The sequence below is a fragment of the Aeromicrobium endophyticum genome (genome assembly GCF_003586285.1).
Taxonomy (GTDB): domain Bacteria; phylum Actinomycetota; class Actinomycetes; order Propionibacteriales; family Nocardioidaceae; genus Aeromicrobium; species Aeromicrobium endophyticum.
Genome location: NZ_QUBR01000002.1, coordinates 623,846 through 642,692 on the forward strand (window position 1 = coordinate 623,846; position 18,847 = coordinate 642,692).

The following is an 18,847-nucleotide window of genomic DNA, read 5'->3' on the forward strand; positions in this document are numbered from 1 at the left end:
ACAGGAGGCCTCCGTGCAGCTCACGAACCACCGAAGCGCGTCCGTCGGGCTCGCGGTCTCAGCCGTCCTCGCCGTGACCGCGTGCACGCGCGGCGGTGCGGACACCTCGCCGCGCAGCCCGTCGGCCAAGCACGCACCGGCTGCTGCGAGCGCCCCTGCCGCGACTCCGATCACTGCCGACGCGGAGCTCGCCGCCCTCGAGGCGTCCTCAAACGCGCGGGTGGGCGTCTACGTGCGGGACACCGTGACGGGACGCACCGTGGCCTGGCGCAGCGGCGAGCGGTTCCCGTTCGCGTCCACGATCAAGGCGCCGCTGGCCGGCGCCGTGCTGGAGCGCGTCTCGCACGCGGACCTGTCGCGGGTCGTCCGGTTCGACCGAGCCGATCTCGTGCCTCACTCCCCCGTCACCGAGCAGCACGTCGACGACGGCATGCCCCTGCGTGACGTGCTCGACGCGGCGCTCCGCTTCAGCGACAACACGGCCGCCAACCTGCTGTTCGACGAGATAGGCGGGCCTGCGGGTCTCGATCGCGCGCTCGAGCGCCTGGGTGACCGGCTCACCGACCCGCGGCGCATCGAGCCCGACCTGAACACCGCCGTGCCCGGCGAGGTGCGCGACACCACCACGCCCCGCGCGCTCGCCACGACGGTCGGAGCGTACCTCTTGGGCGACGCCCTGCCCAAGGACGACCGCGAGCTCCTGCGCACCCTGATGGTCACCAGCACCACCGGTGACGGGCTGATCCGCGCCGGCGTCCCGGACGGCTGGGTCGTGGCCGACAAGTCCGGCGGTGCCGCCTACGGCGTCCGCAACGACGTCGCGATCGCCTACCCTCCCGGCCGGGGGCCCGTGCTGATCGCCGTCATGACACGCCGCGGCCAGGCCGACGACGCGTACGACGACGCGGCGGTTGCCGGTGCGACGCGCATCGCCGTCGCCGCGCTCGGCTGAGTCGCTACGAGGCGGGGCCGCCCAGCGCGAGGTCGATCGCCCTGAGCTGGCCGAAGTAGCGGAAGTTGACCTTCATCGTCTGGGTGCCGACCGTGACGTCGTAGAAGACCCCGCCCGGCTCGCCCAGGCGCTGGTCGCGCGGCGACTCCTCGAGCAGGTCCTTGATCGCGGTCTGCGAGAACGTGCCGGACTGGAACACGAGGAAGCGCCGATCGGTCGCCACCACCACGCGGTAGCCACCCTCGCCGATGCGGTTGCGGAGCGTCGGCTGCCCCGCGAACGCTCCCTGCACGACCTCGCCGGGCTCCACCCGCGACTGCGCGCGCTGGACGATCTTCTCCGCCATCCCCATGTCTCCACCGTAGTCGGCCCCACGGCGACACCTGCAGGTGCGAGTTGTGGTCGGACGTCTCCTGTCACTCGCCGTCACCGCTCGTTCGCGTCGACTCGCAGGAGATAGCGTTGCATCTTGCCGCTGGGGGTCTTCGGAAGCGATGCCACGACGTGCACGCGACGTGGATAGGCATGGGCGCCGTAGCCGTCGCGCACGAGCTGACGAAGCTCGTCCGAGAGACGGGCGACGTCCGCCTCGGCTCCGTCATCGGCAGGAGGATGGGCCAGCACGACGAAGGCTTCGAGAACCTCGCCGCGGATCTCGTCGGGCACTCCGACGACCGCGGCCTCCGAGACGAGCGGGTGCCTGACGAGGATGGACTCGATGTCCACCGGCCCGATGCGATACCCCGCCATGATGATGACGTCGTCGGCCCGGGCATGGAAGGAGAAGCTGTCTCCGTGGCGCACGGCCGTGTCCCCCGTGCGGTACCACCGGCCGTCGGAGCCGAAGCGTTCCTTGGTCCGCTCGGGATCGCCGACGTAGCCGGTGAACCACATCAGGGGGCTGTGGTGCGTGTCGAGGACGAGCTCGCCGTCCACGACGTCGGCCGCGAACCCGGGCAGGGCCTGTCCCATCGACCGCGGATGCAGTGGCTCGCGGAGCTCGTCGTGCCAGCAGTTCCCGATCGCCATGCCCTGCTCGGTCTGGCCCCAGTGGTCGCGGACCTCGCAGCCGACGGCGGCTGGCGCCCACTCGTTGACGTCCGGCGTCAGCGGTTCGCCGGCCGACGAGGCGCGGCGCAGCCGCGGGAGCTCCAGAGCCTGTTGCTTGATGGCGCGGTACATCGTGGGCGCCCCTGCGAAGTTCGTCACGCCGCGGTCCCGCATGATCGACGCCGTGGATTCCGGGGTGAACGCGGTGGTCGACAGCACGAACCTGCGCCCTGCCGCGAGGGGCGCGACCACGGCGAAGTACAACCCGTAGGCCCATCCCGGATCGGCGGCGTTCCAGTAGAGATCGTCGCGCTGGACGTCCAGGGCGAACTCGAGGTAGGCGACGAACGCCCCCAGGGCGCGTCGCGGCACGGCGACCGCCTTCGGCCTGCCCGTCGTGCCGGACGTGTAGATCTGGATGAAGGGATCGTCCGGTGCGCTCACGTGATCGGCGAGCCGCGGCTCGGCGGCCTCGATCCGCGCCGACAGCGCGTCGCCCGGTTCAAGGACCAGCACGTCAGGGATCGTCATCTTGTGACGCTGGTCGGGATCGACCACGGCCACGACCGGCCGCGCCAGCGTCAGGCGTTCGCGGACGGCCGGCTCGGAGAAGGCGGTGAACAGCGGCACGTAGACGGCACCGAGCCGCCACGCGGCCAGCATGGTCACGACGAGCTCCCGACTCTTGCCCAGCAGCGTGGTGACGCGGTCGCCTGAACCCACACCCGCGTCGGCCAGCACCGTCGCCATCCGCCGGGAGGCGTCCTCGAGTGCCCCGTAGGTCAGTGCCTCCACGGCACCGGAGCCGCTCGCGAGCATCACCGCGACCGCGTGATCAGGATGCCGATCGCACAACAGGTCCGCCAGCGACGCCTCAGGCGCGGTGTACTCCTGACGCAGCTGCTCGACGCGCTCGACCACCGCTGGCACCTGTGTCCACGCGCTCATCAGCGCCTCCTCTCGAGATCGGATCGGGTCCTGGGGAGGGGGTTCGATCGGCGACGCGCCGGTCCCACCGGTGGCACCGGTGCTCCGGCGACGACGCGGTTGCGGATCGTCCCGAGCTTCTCGACGGTCATCTCGACGACGTCGTCCGGAGCCAGCGGTCGCGGGCTGCGCTCGCCGCGCAGACCCCACAGCTCGCTGAGGCAGCCTCCGTTGCCGCACGTGCCCGACCCGAGCACGTCACCGGCGACCACGACCGTGCCGCGGGACGCGTGCGAGACGAGCTCGGGGAAGGTCCACGCCATGTTCGAGAGCAGGTCGGAGCCGACCATCTCGCCATTGACCGACACCGTGCACTCGAGGGTCAGGAAGCCGTCCTCGTCGAGACGGTCGTCGACCTCGTCACGGGTCACGAGCCACGGGCCCAAGGTCGTGGCCGAGTCCTTGGCCTTCGTGGGTCCCAGCCCGACCACCATCTCGCGGGCCTGGACGTCGCGAGCCGACCAGTCGTTGAGGATCGTGTAGCCGAAGACGAGGTCGACCGCCGCCTCCGGGCTCACCGAGGCACCACGGCCGCCGATGATCGCGGCGACCTCGAGCTCGAAGTCGAAGACCTCGCACCCAGGGGGGATCGGCACGTCGTCGTGGGCACCGACCAGCGCGTGCGGGTTGGTGAAGTAGAAGGCCGGCGCCTCGTACCACTCGGGAGGGACCTCGACGCGGCTCGTGACCGACCGCAGGGCTCCGAGCACGTGCTCCTCGAAGGCGGCGAAGTCACGCATGCTCGGTGGCGTGAGCGGCGGGAGCAGACGGACGCTCGTCAGCGCGGTCGCCCGGCTGGTGCCGAGGGTGCGCTCACCGAGCGCCAGCGCGTCGTCGAGGCCGAGCGCCACGACGTCGAGAACGCTCTCCCCGTCGCGGAACCCGTAGGCACTCGGGCCCGAGACCACCCCCGCCCTGGTCGATCCGTCGGGGAGCTGCCAGGTCGCAAATCGCATGTGTCTTCCTAGGATCGAGGTCAGCGGATGGCGACGGGGTGGACCGGTGAGCCCACGGCGCCGGTGAACGGGATGGGCGTTGCGCATAGCATGAACTCGTAGCGATCGTCGGCAGCGCACTCCCGGGCCAGGGTGTCGAGGTCCCACAGCTCGCCGAGGAACAGCCCGAGGTGAGGGATCACGACCTGGTGGAAGGGCTGGAACGCCTCGTCGAACTCGTTCGGGCGGACCTCCACTCCCCACGTGTCGGTGGCGACCGCGGCCACCTGGTGGTCGTGCAGCCAGTCGATCGTCGCGAAGGACAGCCCCGGCGCGGGACCGCCGGCGTACGTGCCCCAGCCGCTGCCGTCGGCGACGCCGCGCTGCGCGCGCGCCAGCTGGCCTGTGCGGACCAGCACGAAGTCTCCAGTGCCGACCGAGACATCCTGCCGTGCGAGTGTCTGGTCGAGATCGTCCGGCGAGATGGCATAGCCGTCTTCGAGCTCGCCGTCTCCAGCGAGCGCGCGCCCGACGTCCAGCAGGACGCCCCGCCCCACGAGCCGGTCGGCGGCGGTCTCGATCCCTGTGACGAGGTCACCCTCGCTGGTGACGACCTCACCGGCACGACGGCCGTTCCAGGCCATCCCATGGTCGAAGATGTGACCCAGCCCGTCCCACTGTGTCGCGGCCTGCAGCGGCATGAACACCACGTCGTCGGCGCCGCCGAGACCGTGGAAGAAGCCCTGCTCGGCGTGCTCGTGGTCGAGCCCGGACGTCAGCATGGTGCGGACCGGGTTGGTGCGGCCCCGCCAGCCGTTCTGCGGGCCGGCGCTGTCGAACGGCTGGGACAGCGACACCACCTGCCCGGTCCGGACCAGCTGCGCGGCACGGCGCCTGGCTTCGTCGTCGATGTAGTTGAGCGTGCCGAGCACGTCGTCAGCACCCCATCGTCCGACGTTGCTGCACCGGTCGGCCGCGCTGGCGATGGCTCCGGCCGGGTCGGCGCGATCCCACGACTCCGGGCTCATCGGGCTGCTTCGACCGATGCCCGGGCCTCGGCCAGGAAGCCGCGCGTCATGGGCTCGAGCGCCTCCCACGCACCCGGTGGCGTGCCGGGAAGGACGACGCCGGCATCGGCCACGCGCTCCAGGATCTCCTGTGCAGCGACGTCGGCCTGACGTCCCAGCGCAGCCAGGTCGTGAGCGACCAACGTCCCGTCGCGCTTGACGACCTCTCCGTCGATCAGGACCGTCCGCACGTCGTTGGCCGTGGTCTGGAAGATGAGCGTGCCGTAGGGATCGATCCTCGGGTGCTGCTCGACGCTGTCACCGCCGACCAGGATCAGGTCCGCCTTGCGGCCAGGGGTCAGCGATCCGATCCGGTCCCCCATGCCGAGCGCCTCGGCTCCGTTGACGGTGACCCAGCCGAGGGCCTCCTTGGCCGAGCTGACGACGGTCTCGGGCATCTTGCCGGACAGGTTGAGATCATGCGTCGCGTCCCACCGGGCGAAGCCCAGTCCGAAACGTGCCTGGTGCCACAGGTCGCCGCTGTTGAGGCTCATGACGTCGGCCGACAGCGTCGGCGCGACGCCGTGCTCGCGACACGCCGCGAACACGGGCCGACCCATCCCCATGTTCAGCTCGGTCTCGACGGAGATCGAGACCTTGCCGCCGGTCCGCTTGAGGATCTCCCACTCCTGGTCGTCCAGGGAGTTGCAGTGGACGTGCACGATGTCGGGCCCCAGCAGGCCCAGCGCGTCGAGCTCGGGGATGCCGAACGTCAGCGGGCTGCCCCAGACACAGCCGGTGTGGTTGACCATGAGGGCGCCGTGCTCCCGCGCTACGGCGATCTCCGCGAGCGTGTCCTGCCACGGAAGGCCGAGGGGCTCGCTGAGGGAGACGCCGGCGGTCACGCGACCGTCGGGGTCGCTGAGCTGCTCACGAACGAGTCGGTGGTAGTCGTTCACACGGTCGCCGTGGGTGCCGAAACGAGAACTCGTCGGGCTGCTCTCGAAGAAGCCGTGACAGTGCACCGCCCGCACGCCACTCGCCTTGATGCCGGCGATCGCGGCGTCGCTGTGAGCGGGTGTGTTGTTCGTGTGGGAGAAGTCGAGGATCGAGGTGACTCCGGAGTTGATCGCGTCGGCCCCGCCGAGCACCTGCCCGAGGTAGAGGTCGTCCGCCGTCATCGCCGGCGAGATGGCCAGCCGGATGCCGAAGTAGTAGTCGCCGAGCGTCCAGTCGCCGCAGATGCCTCGGACGACCGACTGCCAGGTGTGTCGATGGGTGTCGACCAGTCCCGGGAGGACAAGGTGTCCGCGGGCATCGATGACCTCGCAGTCGGTGACGTCGATGCTCGGCGCGACCTGGACGATCCGGCCGTCCTCGACCAGGACGTCACCCGTCGGCAGGTCACCGATCGCCGGGTCCATCGTGATGACGTGACCGCCGCGAACCAGCGTGCGCTGCTGTGCCATGGCACTTCCTCCTCAATGTCCGGGCCGGCGAATGGTGACCGGCGCCACATCGAGGGTGGCAGGAAGGCGACACGAGATCATCGGCCCAAAAGGACATGATCGGCCCCGCTCAAGAGGCTGCCGGCACCTCTGAGACCTGGTGAGCCGCGCGACGGAAGGCATCGATGGCGGGGCGGTGGTCATCGCACCGCACGGCCAGCGCGGTGGTGACCGGCGCGCCCTCGAGCGGGACGAACACGACGTCGGGGCGTGCGTAGAACTCCGAGGCGACGGCTCCGTGCACGCCGAGCAGTCCCGTCGTCGCCACGGCCGTCACGAGCGTGTCCAGCGTCGTGGTGACGCGGCCCCCACCGGTCGAGCCGACCCAGTCGGCGAATCTGTCGTCGACGCCCTCGAAGGCCAGCCAGCTGCCCGGGCGCACGTCGTCGACGCCGAGGTGATCGGCGCTGCTGTAGGTCGAGTCGCGGGGCACCACGGCCACTCGCGGCGTCCGCATGACCGGGATCAGGTCCAGTCCGTCGACATCGCCGAGATGATGCACCAAGGCGACGTCGACCTCGTCGTGCCTCAGCGCCGAGTACTGGTCGGCCAGCGAGAGCGGACGGTGCACCAGCGCGACGTCAGCGACCTCGCCCAGCGCCAGTCGGCGAAGTCGATGCCAGCTGCGACCGACGCCGAACCCGAGCACTCCGACCCTCACTGCCGCGCCGTCGTGCGGGCTGGGGCGCAGGGTGTCGAGGCCGGCCAGCACGGCCCTGATGCGAGCCACGACCACCTCTCCGTACGGAGTGAGGCCGACCCGACGACTCGTGCGCTCGAAGATCTTTCCGCCGACCGCTGCCTCGACCCGTCGGATCCGCCGTCCGAAGGGCGCCTCGCTGACGAAGTGGCGTCGTGCCGCTCGACCGAAGTGCAGCTCGTCGGCCAGCGTCACCACGCTACGCAGCGACTCGACGTCCATCGCCGAGGGCTCCTCCGTGCACGACCTCGTCGGCCTTCACCCGCGATGGCACGCGATGGACGGCCTCCTTCGCCTTGCTCATGGCCACCACACTAGACGCGTCGCGCCCTACCCGGGGCGGATGACCGCACGGTCGGGGCAACGGCACGTCAGCTGGTCCGATTGAATCGCACGAATGCGGGTAGAGACAGGGTGTGTCGTTGAGCAACCAGCGCACGCGCGAAACCCACCTCGAAGTACGCGAGGTGGGTTTCGTCCATCATGGCCTGCCCCACCGACAAAAAGGTGAGGCCGCTGCCCGGAGTCCACGAACCGCCGCTGGCAGGGTCGTCGCCTGGCCCTCGTTGCCCTCGCGCGCCGACGCGGACGGGTTGTGCTGCGGCGTGATCAACGCGATTCCGATCCGCTCGAGATGAGGCGCATTCGTGGAGACCTCCACTACCAGGATCCGCTCCGTGCAGGGCTCGGACATCCGCGCGAGCCCGTGCACCACCACGTCGTGGTCGATGACGATGGAGGTGCGGACCGGATCTCGAGGCTTCGCCCACTCAACCTACGGCTTCCTCGAGACACGCCCTCGATGCTGCGGGACGGTCCCGTCAGACCAACGTCCGTCGTGGAACGGCGAAACCCCGCCCAGACTGACGTCTGTGCGGGGCCTTCGTTGTGTCCGAGGGGGGACTTGAACCCCCACGCCCGTAACCGGGCACTAGCACCTCAAGCTAGCGCGTCTACCATTCCGCCACCCGGACATGCGCTCAAGAAGCAAGCGCGGTGCAGCACTGAACTCTAGCAAAGGGGTGCCGGGTCACCGAATCCCGGTGCCTCCTGACGCTCGTGCCCGGACGTCAGATGCGCGGGTGCCCCTGCGATGCCAGGGCGCGGAGCTGGTCGAGGTAGTCGTCGACCTCCTGCATGTCGTACCCAGGGCGCAGGCGGACCGGCGCGAACCGTGCGTTCACGATGCGGTCGGCCAGCTCGGCATTGGGCAGACGCCCGTCGACCAGCGGACGGATCTCGAGCAGGAAGTCGTCGACGTCCTCGAACCGGTAGCCCTCCCTCAGTCGGACGCGGGAAAAGGCCGGAGCAGGAGTCGTCATGGTTTCAGCCTGCCATGCCGGGGTCAGCCCGACGATGTAGGGCATCTGCACCAGATGTCCACAGTGTGACGCGGGTCACCCACAGTTCACCGTAAGTTACCCACAGGTTGTCCACATGTGTGGACCACGTGTGAAGTATCTCTCGAAGGTCGTCAGATGATCGTCGAGATCGCATGGATCACGAGCCCCGCCAGACCGCCCACGACGGTGCCGTTGATCCGGATGAACTGCAGGTCGCGGCCGACGTGCAGCTCGATGCGATCGGCGGTCTCCTTGCCGTCCCACCGGTTGACGGTCGCCGAGATGATCGTGGCGACCTCGTGGCCGTAGTTGTTGACGGCATAGGCGGCGATGTCGGCGATCGTGGAGTCGACACGGGTGCTGAGCTGCTCGTCGTCGATGAGCCGGCGCCCCAGCCGCTCGATCTCCTGCGTGGCTCGGGTGCGCAGCAGGCCGGTCTCGTCGCCGAGCGAGCCGATCACCGCGCGCCGCAGCGCGTCCCACAGCTGGATGGACGTCGTGCTGACGCGGTCCTGCGTCAGCATCCGCACCTTCAGCCGCTCGAAGCGCTCCCTCGTGTGCGGGTCGTTCTGCAGGTCCTGGGCCAGGTCACGCAGCCAGCTGTCGAGGGCGAGGCGCGCGCTGTGGTCGGGGGTGCGACCGATCTCGGCAACCCACTCGACGACCTGCTCGTGCACCCAGGTCGAGACGCGGCGGTCGAGCCACTGGGGCGTCCACGACGGGGCACGGTTCTCGATGAGCGCGGCGACCTCGTCGTGGTTGTGGTCGAGCCAGCGGCTCAGCTCGTCGACGGCCAGGTCGACCAGGCCGCGGTGGGCGTCGTCGCGCAGCACCTCGTCGAGCAGCTGCCCCACGACGGGGCTGAGCTCCTCCTCCTTCAGGCGCGGGATCAGCGCCTCCTGGATCACCGCGGCGACATCGGTCTCGCGGACGTGCGACAGCGCGTCGGACAGGATGCGCGACCCCTCGCGGACGATGCGGTCGGCGTGCCGGCCGTCGATGACCCACTCGCCCGCGCGCCTGCTGACGCCGGCCGAGCCGATGCGCTCGCGGATCACGTCCTCCTTCAGGAAGTTGTCGGCGACGAACTCCTGCAGGCTCTCGCCGAGCGACTCCTTGCGGTTCGGGATGATCGCGGTGTGCGGGATCGGCAGACCCAGCGGATGGCGGAACAGCGCCGTCACGGCGAACCAGTCGGCGATCGCGCCGACCATGGCGGCCTCCGAGCCGGCGTTGACGTAGCCGAGCCATCCGGTGTCGTGCTCGCGCGTCAGCACGTACACGACGGCGGCCAGCACGAGCAGGGAGAGGGCGAGCGCGCGCATGCGGCGAAGGCCCCTCAGGCGGGCGGCGTCGCCGGCCGACATCTCTTCGGGCATCGACAGGCCGGGCGCGGTTTCGGTCGTGGTCACACGGCAACTATCCCCGGTTGCACCGGTGCACGCTGCGTAGACTCTCCGCCATGCGCGAGCGGGCAACTTCGACCAAGGTGGCGGCATGAGCTTCAACGACGGTGCCAACCTGGACACCAGCCAGGTCACGGGCGGCGGCTCGCGGGGCGGACTCGCGATCGGCGGCGGCATCGGCGGCCTCGTCATCACGCTCGTCGCCGTGTTCCTCGGCGTCGATCCGTCGGTGCTCGGGTCGGGCTCGAGCAATCCGTTCGACACCAGCCAGGTGCAGACCGGCGGCACCGAGTCGACGACGTCGTTCGACCAGTGCAAGACCGGCGCCGACGCCAACCGCGACACGACGTGCCGCATCATCGGCACGGTCAACAGCGTCCAGGACTACTGGAACGACGCGCTGCCGGCCGACGTCAGCCGCCAGTACCGCGCCGCCAAGACCGTCATCTACTCGGGCTCGACGCAGTCGCCGTGCGGCACCGCGTCCAACCAGACCGGGCCGTTCTACTGCCCGAGCGACGAGCGAATCTACATCGACGCGAGCTTCTTCGACGAGCTGGAGTCGACGTACGGCGCCGACGGCGGCGCGCTCGCGCAGGAGTACGTCGTCGCGCACGAGTACGGTCACCACGTCGAGAACATCCTGGGCCTGCTGGCGAAGGGCCAGGACGGCAAGACGGGTCCGCAGAGCGGCGGCGTCCGCATCGAGCTGATGGCCGACTGCATGGCGGGAGTCTGGGCCAACCACGCGTCGACCACCGAGGACGCCGACGGCAACACGCTGCTGGAGCCGCTGACCGAGGACGACATCGACTCGGCCCTGTCGGCCGCCGCGGCCGTGGGCGACGACCACATCCAAGAAGAGCTGGGCGGCGGCAGCGTCAACCAGGACACCTGGACCCACGGCTCCAGCGCCTCGCGGCAGAAGTGGTTCAAGACCGGCTACGAGAGCGGCACGGTCAACGCCTGCGACACGTTCAGCACCAACGACCTGTGACCTCGTCCGCCACCCCCGCGCGCGACCGTCGCCTCGGGGTCGAGGTCTGGATCGTCCTCGGCCTCTCGCTGGGTGCCTCGGGCGTCTATGCGCTGGTCAGCCTGATCCGCAAGGCGACCCTGCCCGGCGGCATCCAGGGGCAGACCGCGACGCTCAACGGCTCCCGTGACGACCGTGAGGTCTTCGACTTCGTCTACCAGGTGCTGGGCATCGGGTTCGCGCTCGTGCCCGTCGCGCTCGCGCTGTACCTGCTGTCGCTCGACCCGGTGAAGGAGCGCGTCAGCTCACGCCTCGGGCTCGACCGGCACCACGTGCGCTTCGACGCGCTGTGGGGCATGGCGCTCGCGGCCGTCATCGGCCTGCCGGGTCTCGGCCTGTACGGCATCGGACGTCTGCTGGGCATCACCGCCGAGATCATCCCGGCACCCGACATCGCCTACTGGTGGACCGTCCCGGTGCTGATCCTCGCCGCGCTGCAGAACGCGATCCTCGAAGAGGTCATCGTCATCGGCTACCTGATGACCCGCCTGACGCAGCGCGGCTGGGGAACGGCGGCGACGATCGTCGCGGCGGCCGCCCTGCGCGGCAGCTACCACCTCTACCAGGGCGTCGGACCTGGCATCGGCAACTTCGTGATGGGTCTGGTCTTCGGCTACTGGTTCCACCGCACGAAGCGCGTCATGCCCCTGGTCATCGCCCACACGATCCTCGACGTGGTGGCCTTCGTCGGCTACTTGCTGCTCGCCGATACGCTGGGCCTGAAGTGAAGACCAGCCCATGAAGATCGAGTTCCCCCCGTCGCTGCCCATCTCCGAGCGGCACGACGACATCGCCGCCGCCATGAACGACCACCAGGTCGTGGTCGTCGCGGGCGAGACCGGATCGGGCAAGACCACGCAGCTGCCCAAGATCGCCTACGAGCTCGGACGTCGCTCGATCGCGCACACGCAGCCGCGTCGCATCGCCGCCCGCTCGGTGGCCAAGCGCATCGCCGACGAGTGCGAGGTCGAGCTCGGCGGCGAGGTCGGCTACGCGGTGCGCTTCGACGACCAGACCAGCGAGTCCACGGCCATCCGTCTGGTCACCGACGGCCTGCTGCTGGCCGAGCTGCAGCGCGACCGGCGCCTGACGCGGTACGACACGATCATCATCGACGAGGCCCACGAGCGGTCGCTGTCGATCGACTTCCTGCTCGGCTACCTCAAGCAGCTGCTCCCCCGACGTCCCGACCTCAAGGTCGTCATCACCTCCGCGACGATCGACGTCGAGCGGTTCGCGGAGATGTTCGACGCCCCGATCATCGAGGTCAGCGGGCGGACGTTCCCCGTCGAGGTCCGCTACCGGCCGCTGGCCGAGACCGGTGCCGACAACGAGCTCGAGGCGCTGGCGCAGGCCGTCTCCGAGCTGCCCAACGAGGGCGACATCCTCGTGTTCATGTCGGGCGAGCGCGAGATCCGCGACGCCGCCGAGTTCCTCGCCGGCCGCAAGTACCCGCGGACCGAGATCCTTCCGCTGTACGGACGCCTCGCCGCCGCCGACCAGCAGAAGATCTTCAGCAGTCATCCCGGCCGCCGCATCGTGCTCGCCACCAACGTCGCCGAGACGTCGCTGACCGTGCCCGGCATCCGCTACGTCATCGACCCCGGGTTCGCCCGCATCTCGCGGTTCAGCCAGCGCCTCAAGGTGCAGCGGCTGCCCATCGAGCCGATCTCGCAGGCCAGCGCCTCGCAGCGTGCGGGTCGTTGCGGGCGCGTGGCCGACGGCATCTGCATCAGGCTGTACTCCGAGGAGGACCACGACAGCCGGCCCGAGTTCACCGACCCCGAGATCCAGCGCACCAATCTCGCATCGGTGCTGCTGCAGATGGCCTCGCTCGACCTCGGCGACATCAAGGACTTCCCGTTCCTCGACCCGCCCGACTCGCGCGCCGTCAGCGACGGCCTCAACCTGCTGTACGAGCTGGGCGCCCTCGACACCGCGACGAAGGGCAGCACGCGGCTGACCAAGATCGGTCGGCGCATGTCGACCCTGCCGACCGATCCTCGGCTCGCCCGCATGCTGCTGGCCGCCGACCGCCTCGGCTGCCTCGCCGACGTGCTGGTGATCGTGGCCGCGATGTCGATCCAGGACCCGCGCGAGCGCCCCCTCGAGCACCAGCAGGCCGCCGACGAGAAGCACCGTCGCTTCCGCGAGCCCGACTCCGACTTCCTGTCGTACCTGACGCTGTGGACCTACATCCGCGAGATGCGCGACGAGCTGTCCAGCTCGGCGTTCCGGCGCCTGTGCCGCGACGAGTACCTGCACTGGCTGCGCATCCGCGAGTGGCAGGACGTCCACTCGCAGCTGCGCCGCACCGCCAAGGAGCTGGGCCTCAAGCCGGGCTCGACCGGCGCCGATCCCGACCGCATCCACCAGGCCCTGCTGTCGGGGCTCCTGTCGCACATCGGGCTCAAGGACGCGGACGGACGCGAGTACCTCGGCGCGCGGCAGGCCAAGTTCATGATCTTCCCGGGCTCGGGCCTGGCCAAGAAGACACCCCGCATGGTGATGGTCGGCGAGCTCGTCGAGACCGGACGCCTGTGGGGCCGCACGGCGGCCAAGATCCAGCCGGAGTGGGTCGAGGCGGCCGGTGAGCACCTGATCAACCGCTCGTACAGCGAGCCGCACTGGTCGACGCGACGCGGCTCGGCGATGGCGCGCGAGAAGCTGCTGCTGTTCGGCATCCCGCTCGTCGCCGACCGGCTCGTCCAGCTCGGACGCATCGACCCCGTGATCTCGCGCGACCTGTTCATCCGGCACGCCCTCGTGCAGGGCGAGTGGCGCACCAACCACGCCTTCTTCGCGGCCAACCAGCGCATGATCGAGGGCGTCGAGGAGCTCGAAGAGCGACTGCGGCGCCGTGACCTGCGCGTCGACGACGACACGCTCTACGCCTTCTACGACGCCCGCGTGCCGGCCGACGTGGTCTCGACCCGCCACTTCGACACGTGGTGGAAGAAGACCCGCCAGACCCAGCCCGACCTGCTGACCTTCGACCCCGCGATGCTGTCGCACGGGTCCGACGACGCCGAGGACGAGTTTCCGCGCGAGTGGCACTCCGACGGCGAGGCGTACCCGCTGACCTATGCCTTCGAGCCCGGCATGAGCGACGACGGCGTCACGGTCGACCTGCCGATCGAGCGGCTCATGACCGTCGACGACCGCGCCTTCGACTGGCACGTGCCGGGCCACCGCGTCGAGCTGGTCACCGAGCTGATCCGCTCGCTGCCCAAGCGCCTGCGGCGCGAGTTCGTGCCGGCCGGCCAGTTCGCCCCTCGCCTCGTCGACGCGATGGACGCCGACGCGTCCGACCTCAGCGAAGAGCTCGCCCGGCAGATGCGACTCCTCAACGGCACCGTCGTCTCCCCCGACGACTTCGACTTCGAGGCGCTGCCGTCGCACCTGCGGGTGACGTTCCGCGTGCTCGAGGCGGGTCAGGAGGTCGGCCGCGGCAAGGACCTGGCCGCACTGAGGGACGAGCTGTCGAGCCACCTGCGCGCCGACCTCACCGCCGTCGCGCGCCAGGAGGAGCGATCCGGCCTTCGGGCGTGGGGCGACCTCGGCACCATCGAGGCGTCCATCACCGCCGGTCAGGTCACGGGCTTCCCGGCCCTGGTCGACGAGGGCACGTCGGTGGGCCTGCGCATCCTCGACACCGCCGCCGAGCAGCAGGTCGCGATGGTCAAGGGGCAGGCTCGACTCCTGTCGTTCAGCCTGCCACCGCCGGTGACGCACCTCGGACGCACGCTCGACCTGCACGCCAAGCTGCTGCTGTCGACCGGGCCCCACCGCGACGCCGCAGCCGTCATCGAGGAGTGCTGGCTGGCCGCGCTCGACCACCTCGTCGTGCGCCACGGCGGGCCGGTGTGGGACGAGGGCTCGTGGTCGCTGCTGCACGAGGCCGTGCGGGCCGAGGCCTACGAGGTCACCGAGCGCGCCCTGCAGAGCGTCCTGGCCACGCTGCGGGCGCTGGGCGAGGTCACTCCCCTGCCGTCGACGGAGGCCGGCGAGGACGTCCGCGTGCAGCTCTCGTGGCTGGTCTACCCGGGCTTCATCCGTGACGCCGGGGTCGACCAGCTGCGCCGGCTGCCCCTCTACCTGCAGGCCGCGGCCCGGCGACTCGACGCGCCGCTGAGCCACGACCTGCTGGCCGCACAGGACCTCGAGGCCCGCTTCCACGCCCGCACGGCCGAGATGTCGGTGTGGGCCCGGCTGACCCCGCGCGTGCAGCACGTCCGCTGGGCGCTCGAAGAGCTGCGCATCGGCCTGCTGGCCCAGCAGCTGCGCACGGCGTTCCCGGTGTCGGTCAAGCGTGTCACGGCGCTCGTCGACGAGCTCTGAGCTGCGTCAGCCCGATCCGGTCAGCCCATCACGCCGAGCTCCTGCAGCGCGGACGACGCCACGAGCACGCCGATGATGCCGAGGATCCAGGCGGTGTTCTCCTGCCCCGTGCGCGCCATCCAGTCGTTGATGCGCTGCAGCAGCGGCTGCACGTGCCGGGCGGCGAACACACGCCCGACCAGCAGCACCACGGCCGGCAGCACCATCACCAGGCAGTAGCCCACGAGCGTCGCGACGATGGCGGGGCCGCGGAGGTCGGACGTGCCAATCAACCCGATGGCGGCCAGGTACGGCACCATCGAGGCTGCCTCGATGAGCGCGGCGGTGAGCGCGAGCGTCATGAGGCCGCGCACGGATCCCTCGTCGCCCACGGCCCGCTCGCGCCAGCGCATCAGACGTCCGGATCCGCCGCTGCCCGCGCGACGGCCCACCCACAGGCCGGCGGCCAGCAGGGCCGCGCCCACGACGACCTGCGCGATCTGCACGGGACGCGTGTCGAACGCGTCGGAGAGCTCGTCGGCGAAGCTCGCCACGCCGGCGACCAGCAGCAGGCCGAGCACCAGGTAGAACGCGGCGACCGTGCCGAGGAAGACCAGGATGCGGCCCGGCCGCAGTCGTCCGGGGGCCAGCATCAGCCAGATCGGGATCAGCAGCGTCCCGAAGCTCGTGCTGTCGACGAGGGCGAGGACGACGAGAGTTCCGAGCAGCGCGATCGTCATGCACCCAGTCCACCAGGGTGGCGCTCCCGGCACATCCTCCGACCGGCTAGACCTCCGTCGGCCGAAAGTCGAGGCTTCCGGCCTTCCCACGAGACCGTGGGAAAGCAGCACCCACCCAGGGTTGCAAACCTGGGTGGGTGCCGGATTCCCGCGAGGCCGTGGGATTCAGCGAGGGGTCAGACGCCGAGCAGGTCGATCACGAAGACGAGCGTCTTGCCCGAGAGGCGGTGTCCGCCGCCGGCCGGGCCGTAGGCGAGCTCGGGCGGGCAGACCAGCTGGCGACGTCCGCCGACCTTCATGCCGGGGATGCCCTGCTGCCAAGCGGCGATGAGCTGCGGCAGCGGGAACTTGGCCGACTGTCCGCGGTCCCACGACGCGTCGAACTGCTCGCCGGTGTCGAACTCGACACCGACGTAGTGGACGTCGACGAGTCCGCCGGGCACGGCCTCGGGGCCGTCGCCGACGATCAGGTCGGTGATGGTCAGCTCGGTGGGCGCGGGCCCCTCGATGAAGTCGATCTCAGGCTTGTCAGTCATGTCCACGATCCTTCCACACCGCCAAGCCGTCGCAGCGCGAGCCTGACAGACTGAGTCCCATGCGCGCCACCGTTCTCCACGCCCCCCGTGACATCCGCCTCGACGAGGTCGCCGACCCGCAGCTGCAGCTCGACACCGACGCCGTCGTGCGGGTCGTCGCCTCGTGCATCTGCGGCTCCGACCTGTGGCCCTACCGGGGCATCAGCTCCCCCGACGGCGCGGTGCGCATCGGCCACGAGTTCGTCGGCGTCGTCGAGCAGGTGGGGGCGTCCGTCTCGAGCGTCGCTGCGGGCGACTTCGTGATCGCGCCCTTCCTGTTCTCCGACAACACCTGCGCGCTCTGCCAGCGCGGCGTGCACAGCTCGTGCACCAACGGCGGCATCTGGGGCCGCACCGACAAGCAGGGGCACGACGTCGACGGCGGTCAGGGCGAGCTCGTGCGCGTCCCGTGGGCCGACGGAACCCTCGTCTCGACGCCCTCGCAGCCGAGCCAGCAGATGGTCGCGCAGCTGCTGACCCTGTCGGACGTCTTCCCGACCGGGCACCACGCCGCCGTCTCGGCCGGGGTCACCGCCGGCAGCACCGTCGCGGTCGTCGGCGACGGCGCCGTGGGCCTCAGCGCCGTGCTGGCGGCCAAGCGTCTCGGTGCGGGTCGCATCGTGGCGATGTCGCGCCACGAGGACCGCCAGCGCCTGGCCCGCCAGTTCGGCGCCGACGAGATCGTGGCCGAGCGCGGCAAGGAGGGCGCGTCCGCCGTCCGCGAGATCCTCGACGGCATCGGTGCCGACTTCGTGCTGGAGTGCGTGGGCACCGGCGACAGCATGAAGCAGGCCATGCTGTCGGCGCGCCCGGGCGGACGCATCGGCTACGTCGGCGTCCCCCACGACGTCGAGCTCAGCGTCCCGCAGATGTTCGGCCGCAACATCGGGCTGGCCGGCGGAGTCGCCCCCGTGCGCAGCTACATCGAGGACCTGCTGCCCGACGTGCTCGACGGCACCATCTCCCCCGGCGACGTGTTCGACCTGGCCGTGCCGCTCGACCAGGTGGCGGACGGCTACCGCGCGATGGACGAGCGCACCGCGATCAAGACGATGCTGACCCTGTGACCCGCGCGGCCGTCGGGGCACCCGCCGGCTACGAGCTCGTGCCCGATCTGCCCGACGTCGCCGAGTACCGACGCCTGCGCGAACGATCGGGCCTCAGCCCGAAGGACGATGCGCAGGCCCGCGGAGCCGTGACCGGCAGCTGGGCGGGCTGCCACGTGGTGCACGCCAGGACGTCCTCCGTCGTGGCGATGGGTCGTGTCATCGGCGACGGCGGCTGGTACTTCCACCTCGCGGACATCGCCACCGACCCGGATCATCAAGGGCTCGGACTCGGCTCGTGCGTCATGCGGCACCTGCTCGGCGTCACCGACCAACGGTCGCCGGCACACCCGTACGTGATCCTGCTGGCAGACCCTCCGGGTCGCCGTCTCTACGAGCGGTTCGGCTTCCGCGAGTCGGCACCGCGGTCGGTCGGCATGGTGCGGACGGTCGTCACGCCCTGACGTACGGCTTGGCCGTGACGACCGCATCGAGGTCGAGCGGGCCGTAGACGTGCGGGAACGGCAGCGGCTGCCCCGGCACCTCGTCGAGCTGCCACGGTGACGTCAGGAGGTCGGTGTCGATGGCCAGGATCACCAACGGCCCGTCGAGATCGCTGTAGAAGCGGTCGTACACGCCGTCGACCTGCTCGGCCTGGGCGCAGTGGATGAACCCGACGTCGGCGAGGTCGAGGTCGCGGGTCGACGCGGTGTAGCGTCCGGCCGCGTACGACAGCCGCCAGGTCTCGGGCAGCGCCAGGTGGTAGATGATCACGACTGCGCGCTCAGAACTCGTTCTCGGCGCGGTCGTTGAGCCGGGTGAGGCTGCGGGCGAACGAGGTGATCTCGTCGGGCGTCCAGTCGTCGAGCATCGTGGCGAGCCGCTCGTGGGTCGTGCGGCGGTAGGCCTCGATCCGCTCGACCGCGACGGGCTCGGCCACCAGCAGCTGGGCGCGTCCGTCGTCGGGGTCGGGCACGCGCGAGACGAGCCCGAGGCGCTCGAGGGTCGCGATCGAGCGGCTGGCCGTCGACTTGTGCACCCCGAGGTCCTCGGCGAGCTCGGAGCCTCGGATGCCGTCGGGCGCGTCGACGATGGCGAGCAGGAAGGTGAAGTTGCCGTAGTCGAGCTTGGGGTGGATCTCGGCGAGGTGGCGCAGCGTTCGCTTGCGGACCCGGCGAACGAATCGGGTCAGCTCGACGTCGACGTCGAGACCGGCGGGAAGTTCATTCGTCATGCACGAAC

General features: G+C 70.3%; 18 protein-coding genes and 1 tRNA gene. 6 read left to right on the plus strand and 13 right to left on the minus strand.

What is annotated here, in order from left to right; translation table 11 throughout:
- Nucleotides 1-13 precede the first annotated feature (13 nt).
- Nucleotides 14-952: a class A beta-lactamase gene (gene bla, locus DX116_RS13645; RefSeq protein ID WP_199716080.1), complete on the plus strand. Its 939-nt coding sequence runs from the start codon at nt 14-16 to the stop codon at nt 950-952.
- A gap of 4 nt (nt 953-956) precedes the next feature.
- Here bla and DX116_RS13650 read toward each other — a convergent pair whose 3' ends face one another.
- The 9 genes from DX116_RS13650 to DX116_RS13690 form a co-directional block, all read right to left on the minus strand.
- Nucleotides 957-1,304, minus strand: coding sequence for a hypothetical protein (locus tag DX116_RS13650; protein ID WP_147393670.1), 348 nt, complete (start codon nt 1,302-1,304; stop codon nt 957-959).
- A 74-nt stretch (nt 1,305-1,378) separates the two neighbouring features.
- Entirely contained in the window at nt 1,379-2,950 is a 1,572-nt protein-coding gene (locus DX116_RS13655) for an AMP-binding protein (RefSeq protein WP_119704799.1), read from the minus strand.
- A complete protein-coding gene (locus DX116_RS13660) occupies nt 2,950-3,945 on the minus strand; it encodes a fumarylacetoacetate hydrolase family protein (protein ID WP_119704800.1) in 996 nt (331 codons plus the stop codon). The genes DX116_RS13655 and DX116_RS13660 overlap by 1 nt, the downstream gene beginning before the upstream one ends.
- A gap of 20 nt (nt 3,946-3,965) precedes the next feature.
- Nucleotides 3,966-4,952: a cyclase family protein gene (locus DX116_RS13665; protein WP_119704801.1), complete on the minus strand. Its 987-nt coding sequence runs from the start codon at nt 4,950-4,952 to the stop codon at nt 3,966-3,968.
- Complete coding sequence (locus DX116_RS13670; protein WP_119704802.1) at nt 4,949-6,400, minus strand: amidohydrolase family protein; 1,452 nt, start codon at nt 6,398-6,400, stop codon at nt 4,949-4,951. The genes DX116_RS13665 and DX116_RS13670 overlap by 4 nt, the downstream gene beginning before the upstream one ends.
- A gap of 109 nt (nt 6,401-6,509) precedes the next feature.
- Nucleotides 6,510-7,361 (minus strand): LysR family transcriptional regulator, encoded by an 852-nt coding sequence (locus DX116_RS13675; RefSeq protein WP_119704803.1) that lies wholly within the window; start codon nt 7,359-7,361, stop codon nt 6,510-6,512.
- Nucleotides 7,362-8,028: 667 nt separating this feature from the next.
- Nucleotides 8,029-8,113, minus strand: a tRNA-Leu gene (locus DX116_RS13680).
- 96 nt (nt 8,114-8,209) lie between these two features.
- A complete protein-coding gene (locus DX116_RS13685) occupies nt 8,210-8,461 on the minus strand; it encodes a DivIVA domain-containing protein (protein ID WP_158591998.1) in 252 nt (83 codons plus the stop codon).
- Nucleotides 8,462-8,613: 152 nt separating this feature from the next.
- A complete protein-coding gene (locus tag DX116_RS13690) occupies nt 8,614-9,894 on the minus strand; it encodes a DUF445 domain-containing protein (protein WP_233556772.1) in 1,281 nt (426 codons plus the stop codon).
- A gap of 85 nt (nt 9,895-9,979) precedes the next feature.
- Between DX116_RS13690 and ypfJ the strand changes: the two genes are divergently transcribed.
- From ypfJ to hrpA, 3 genes are read left to right on the plus strand one after another with little or no spacing between them, the layout of a single operon-like run.
- On the plus strand, nt 9,980-10,885 hold the full coding sequence (gene ypfJ / locus DX116_RS13695) for a KPN_02809 family neutral zinc metallopeptidase (protein ID WP_119704805.1): 906 nt from the start codon (nt 9,980-9,982) through the stop codon (nt 10,883-10,885).
- The gene (locus DX116_RS13700; protein ID WP_119704806.1) at nt 10,882-11,652 is read left to right on the plus strand and encodes a CPBP family intramembrane glutamic endopeptidase; all 771 of its coding nucleotides are present in this window, start codon (nt 10,882-10,884) and stop codon (nt 11,650-11,652) included. The genes ypfJ and DX116_RS13700 overlap by 4 nt, the downstream gene beginning before the upstream one ends.
- A 10-nt stretch (nt 11,653-11,662) precedes the next feature.
- Nucleotides 11,663-15,265: an ATP-dependent RNA helicase HrpA gene (gene hrpA, locus DX116_RS13705; RefSeq protein WP_119704807.1), complete on the plus strand. Its 3,603-nt coding sequence runs from the start codon at nt 11,663-11,665 to the stop codon at nt 15,263-15,265.
- 20 nt (nt 15,266-15,285) lie between these two features.
- Here the strand turns inward: hrpA and DX116_RS13710 are convergent, their stop codons facing one another.
- Nucleotides 15,286-15,984 (minus strand): GAP family protein, encoded by a 699-nt coding sequence (locus tag DX116_RS13710; RefSeq protein WP_119704808.1) that lies wholly within the window; start codon nt 15,982-15,984, stop codon nt 15,286-15,288.
- 176 nt (nt 15,985-16,160) lie between these two features.
- On the minus strand, nt 16,161-16,520 hold the full coding sequence (locus tag DX116_RS13715; RefSeq protein WP_056608901.1) for an FKBP-type peptidyl-prolyl cis-trans isomerase: 360 nt from the start codon (nt 16,518-16,520) through the stop codon (nt 16,161-16,163).
- Between the two features lie 59 nt (nt 16,521-16,579).
- On the opposite strand from DX116_RS13715, the gene DX116_RS13720 reads away from it, so the two are divergent.
- Both DX116_RS13720 and DX116_RS13725 read left to right on the plus strand, forming a co-directional pair.
- Entirely contained in the window at nt 16,580-17,626 is a 1,047-nt protein-coding gene (locus tag DX116_RS13720; RefSeq protein ID WP_119704810.1) for a zinc-dependent alcohol dehydrogenase family protein, read from the plus strand.
- The gene (locus DX116_RS13725) at nt 17,623-18,069 is read left to right on the plus strand and encodes a GNAT family N-acetyltransferase (RefSeq protein ID WP_119704811.1); all 447 of its coding nucleotides are present in this window, start codon (nt 17,623-17,625) and stop codon (nt 18,067-18,069) included. Before DX116_RS13720 ends, DX116_RS13725 begins: the two co-directional genes overlap by 4 nt.
- On the opposite strand, the gene DX116_RS13730 is transcribed toward DX116_RS13725, so the two are convergent.
- Together DX116_RS13730 and DX116_RS13735 are read right to left on the minus strand one after the other, a co-directional pair.
- Nucleotides 18,059-18,379 (minus strand): DUF952 domain-containing protein, encoded by a 321-nt coding sequence (locus tag DX116_RS13730; protein WP_119704812.1) that lies wholly within the window; start codon nt 18,377-18,379, stop codon nt 18,059-18,061. The two genes, DX116_RS13725 and DX116_RS13730, sit on opposite strands and share 11 nt — an antisense overlap.
- Before the next feature lie 10 nt (nt 18,380-18,389).
- Complete coding sequence (locus DX116_RS13735) at nt 18,390-18,839, minus strand: MarR family winged helix-turn-helix transcriptional regulator (RefSeq protein ID WP_119704813.1); 450 nt, start codon at nt 18,837-18,839, stop codon at nt 18,390-18,392.
- Between the last annotated feature and the right edge of the window lie 8 nt (nt 18,840-18,847).

Bases quoted from the DNA above. Each gene is read 5' to 3' on its own strand.
- DX116_RS13655 (WP_119704799.1), bottom strand. From the start codon at position 2,950: ATGAGCGCGTGGACACAGGTGCCAGCGGTGGTCGAGCGCGTCGAGCAG.
- ypfJ (WP_119704805.1), top strand. From the start codon at position 9,980: ATGAGCTTCAACGACGGTGCCAACCTGGACACCAGCCAGGTCACGGGC.
- DX116_RS13665 (WP_119704801.1), bottom strand. From the start codon at position 4,952: ATGAGCCCGGAGTCGTGGGATCGCGCCGACCCGGCCGGAGCCATCGCC.
- DX116_RS13660 (WP_119704800.1), bottom strand. From the start codon at position 3,945: ATGCGATTTGCGACCTGGCAGCTCCCCGACGGATCGACCAGGGCGGGG.
- hrpA (WP_119704807.1), top strand. From the start codon at position 11,663: ATGAAGATCGAGTTCCCCCCGTCGCTGCCCATCTCCGAGCGGCACGAC.
- DX116_RS13710 (WP_119704808.1), bottom strand. From the start codon at position 15,984: ATGACGATCGCGCTGCTCGGAACTCTCGTCGTCCTCGCCCTCGTCGAC.
- DX116_RS13715 (WP_056608901.1), bottom strand. From the start codon at position 16,520: ATGACTGACAAGCCTGAGATCGACTTCATCGAGGGGCCCGCGCCCACC.
- DX116_RS13650 (WP_147393670.1), bottom strand. From the start codon at position 1,304: ATGGGGATGGCGGAGAAGATCGTCCAGCGCGCGCAGTCGCGGGTGGAG.
- DX116_RS13735 (WP_119704813.1), bottom strand. From the start codon at position 18,839: ATGACGAATGAACTTCCCGCCGGTCTCGACGTCGACGTCGAGCTGACC.
- DX116_RS13685 (WP_158591998.1), bottom strand. From the start codon at position 8,461: ATGACGACTCCTGCTCCGGCCTTTTCCCGCGTCCGACTGAGGGAGGGC.
- DX116_RS13670 (WP_119704802.1), bottom strand. From the start codon at position 6,400: ATGGCACAGCAGCGCACGCTGGTTCGCGGCGGTCACGTCATCACGATG.
- DX116_RS13720 (WP_119704810.1), top strand. From the start codon at position 16,580: ATGCGCGCCACCGTTCTCCACGCCCCCCGTGACATCCGCCTCGACGAG.
- DX116_RS13675 (WP_119704803.1), bottom strand. From the start codon at position 7,361: ATGGACGTCGAGTCGCTGCGTAGCGTGGTGACGCTGGCCGACGAGCTG.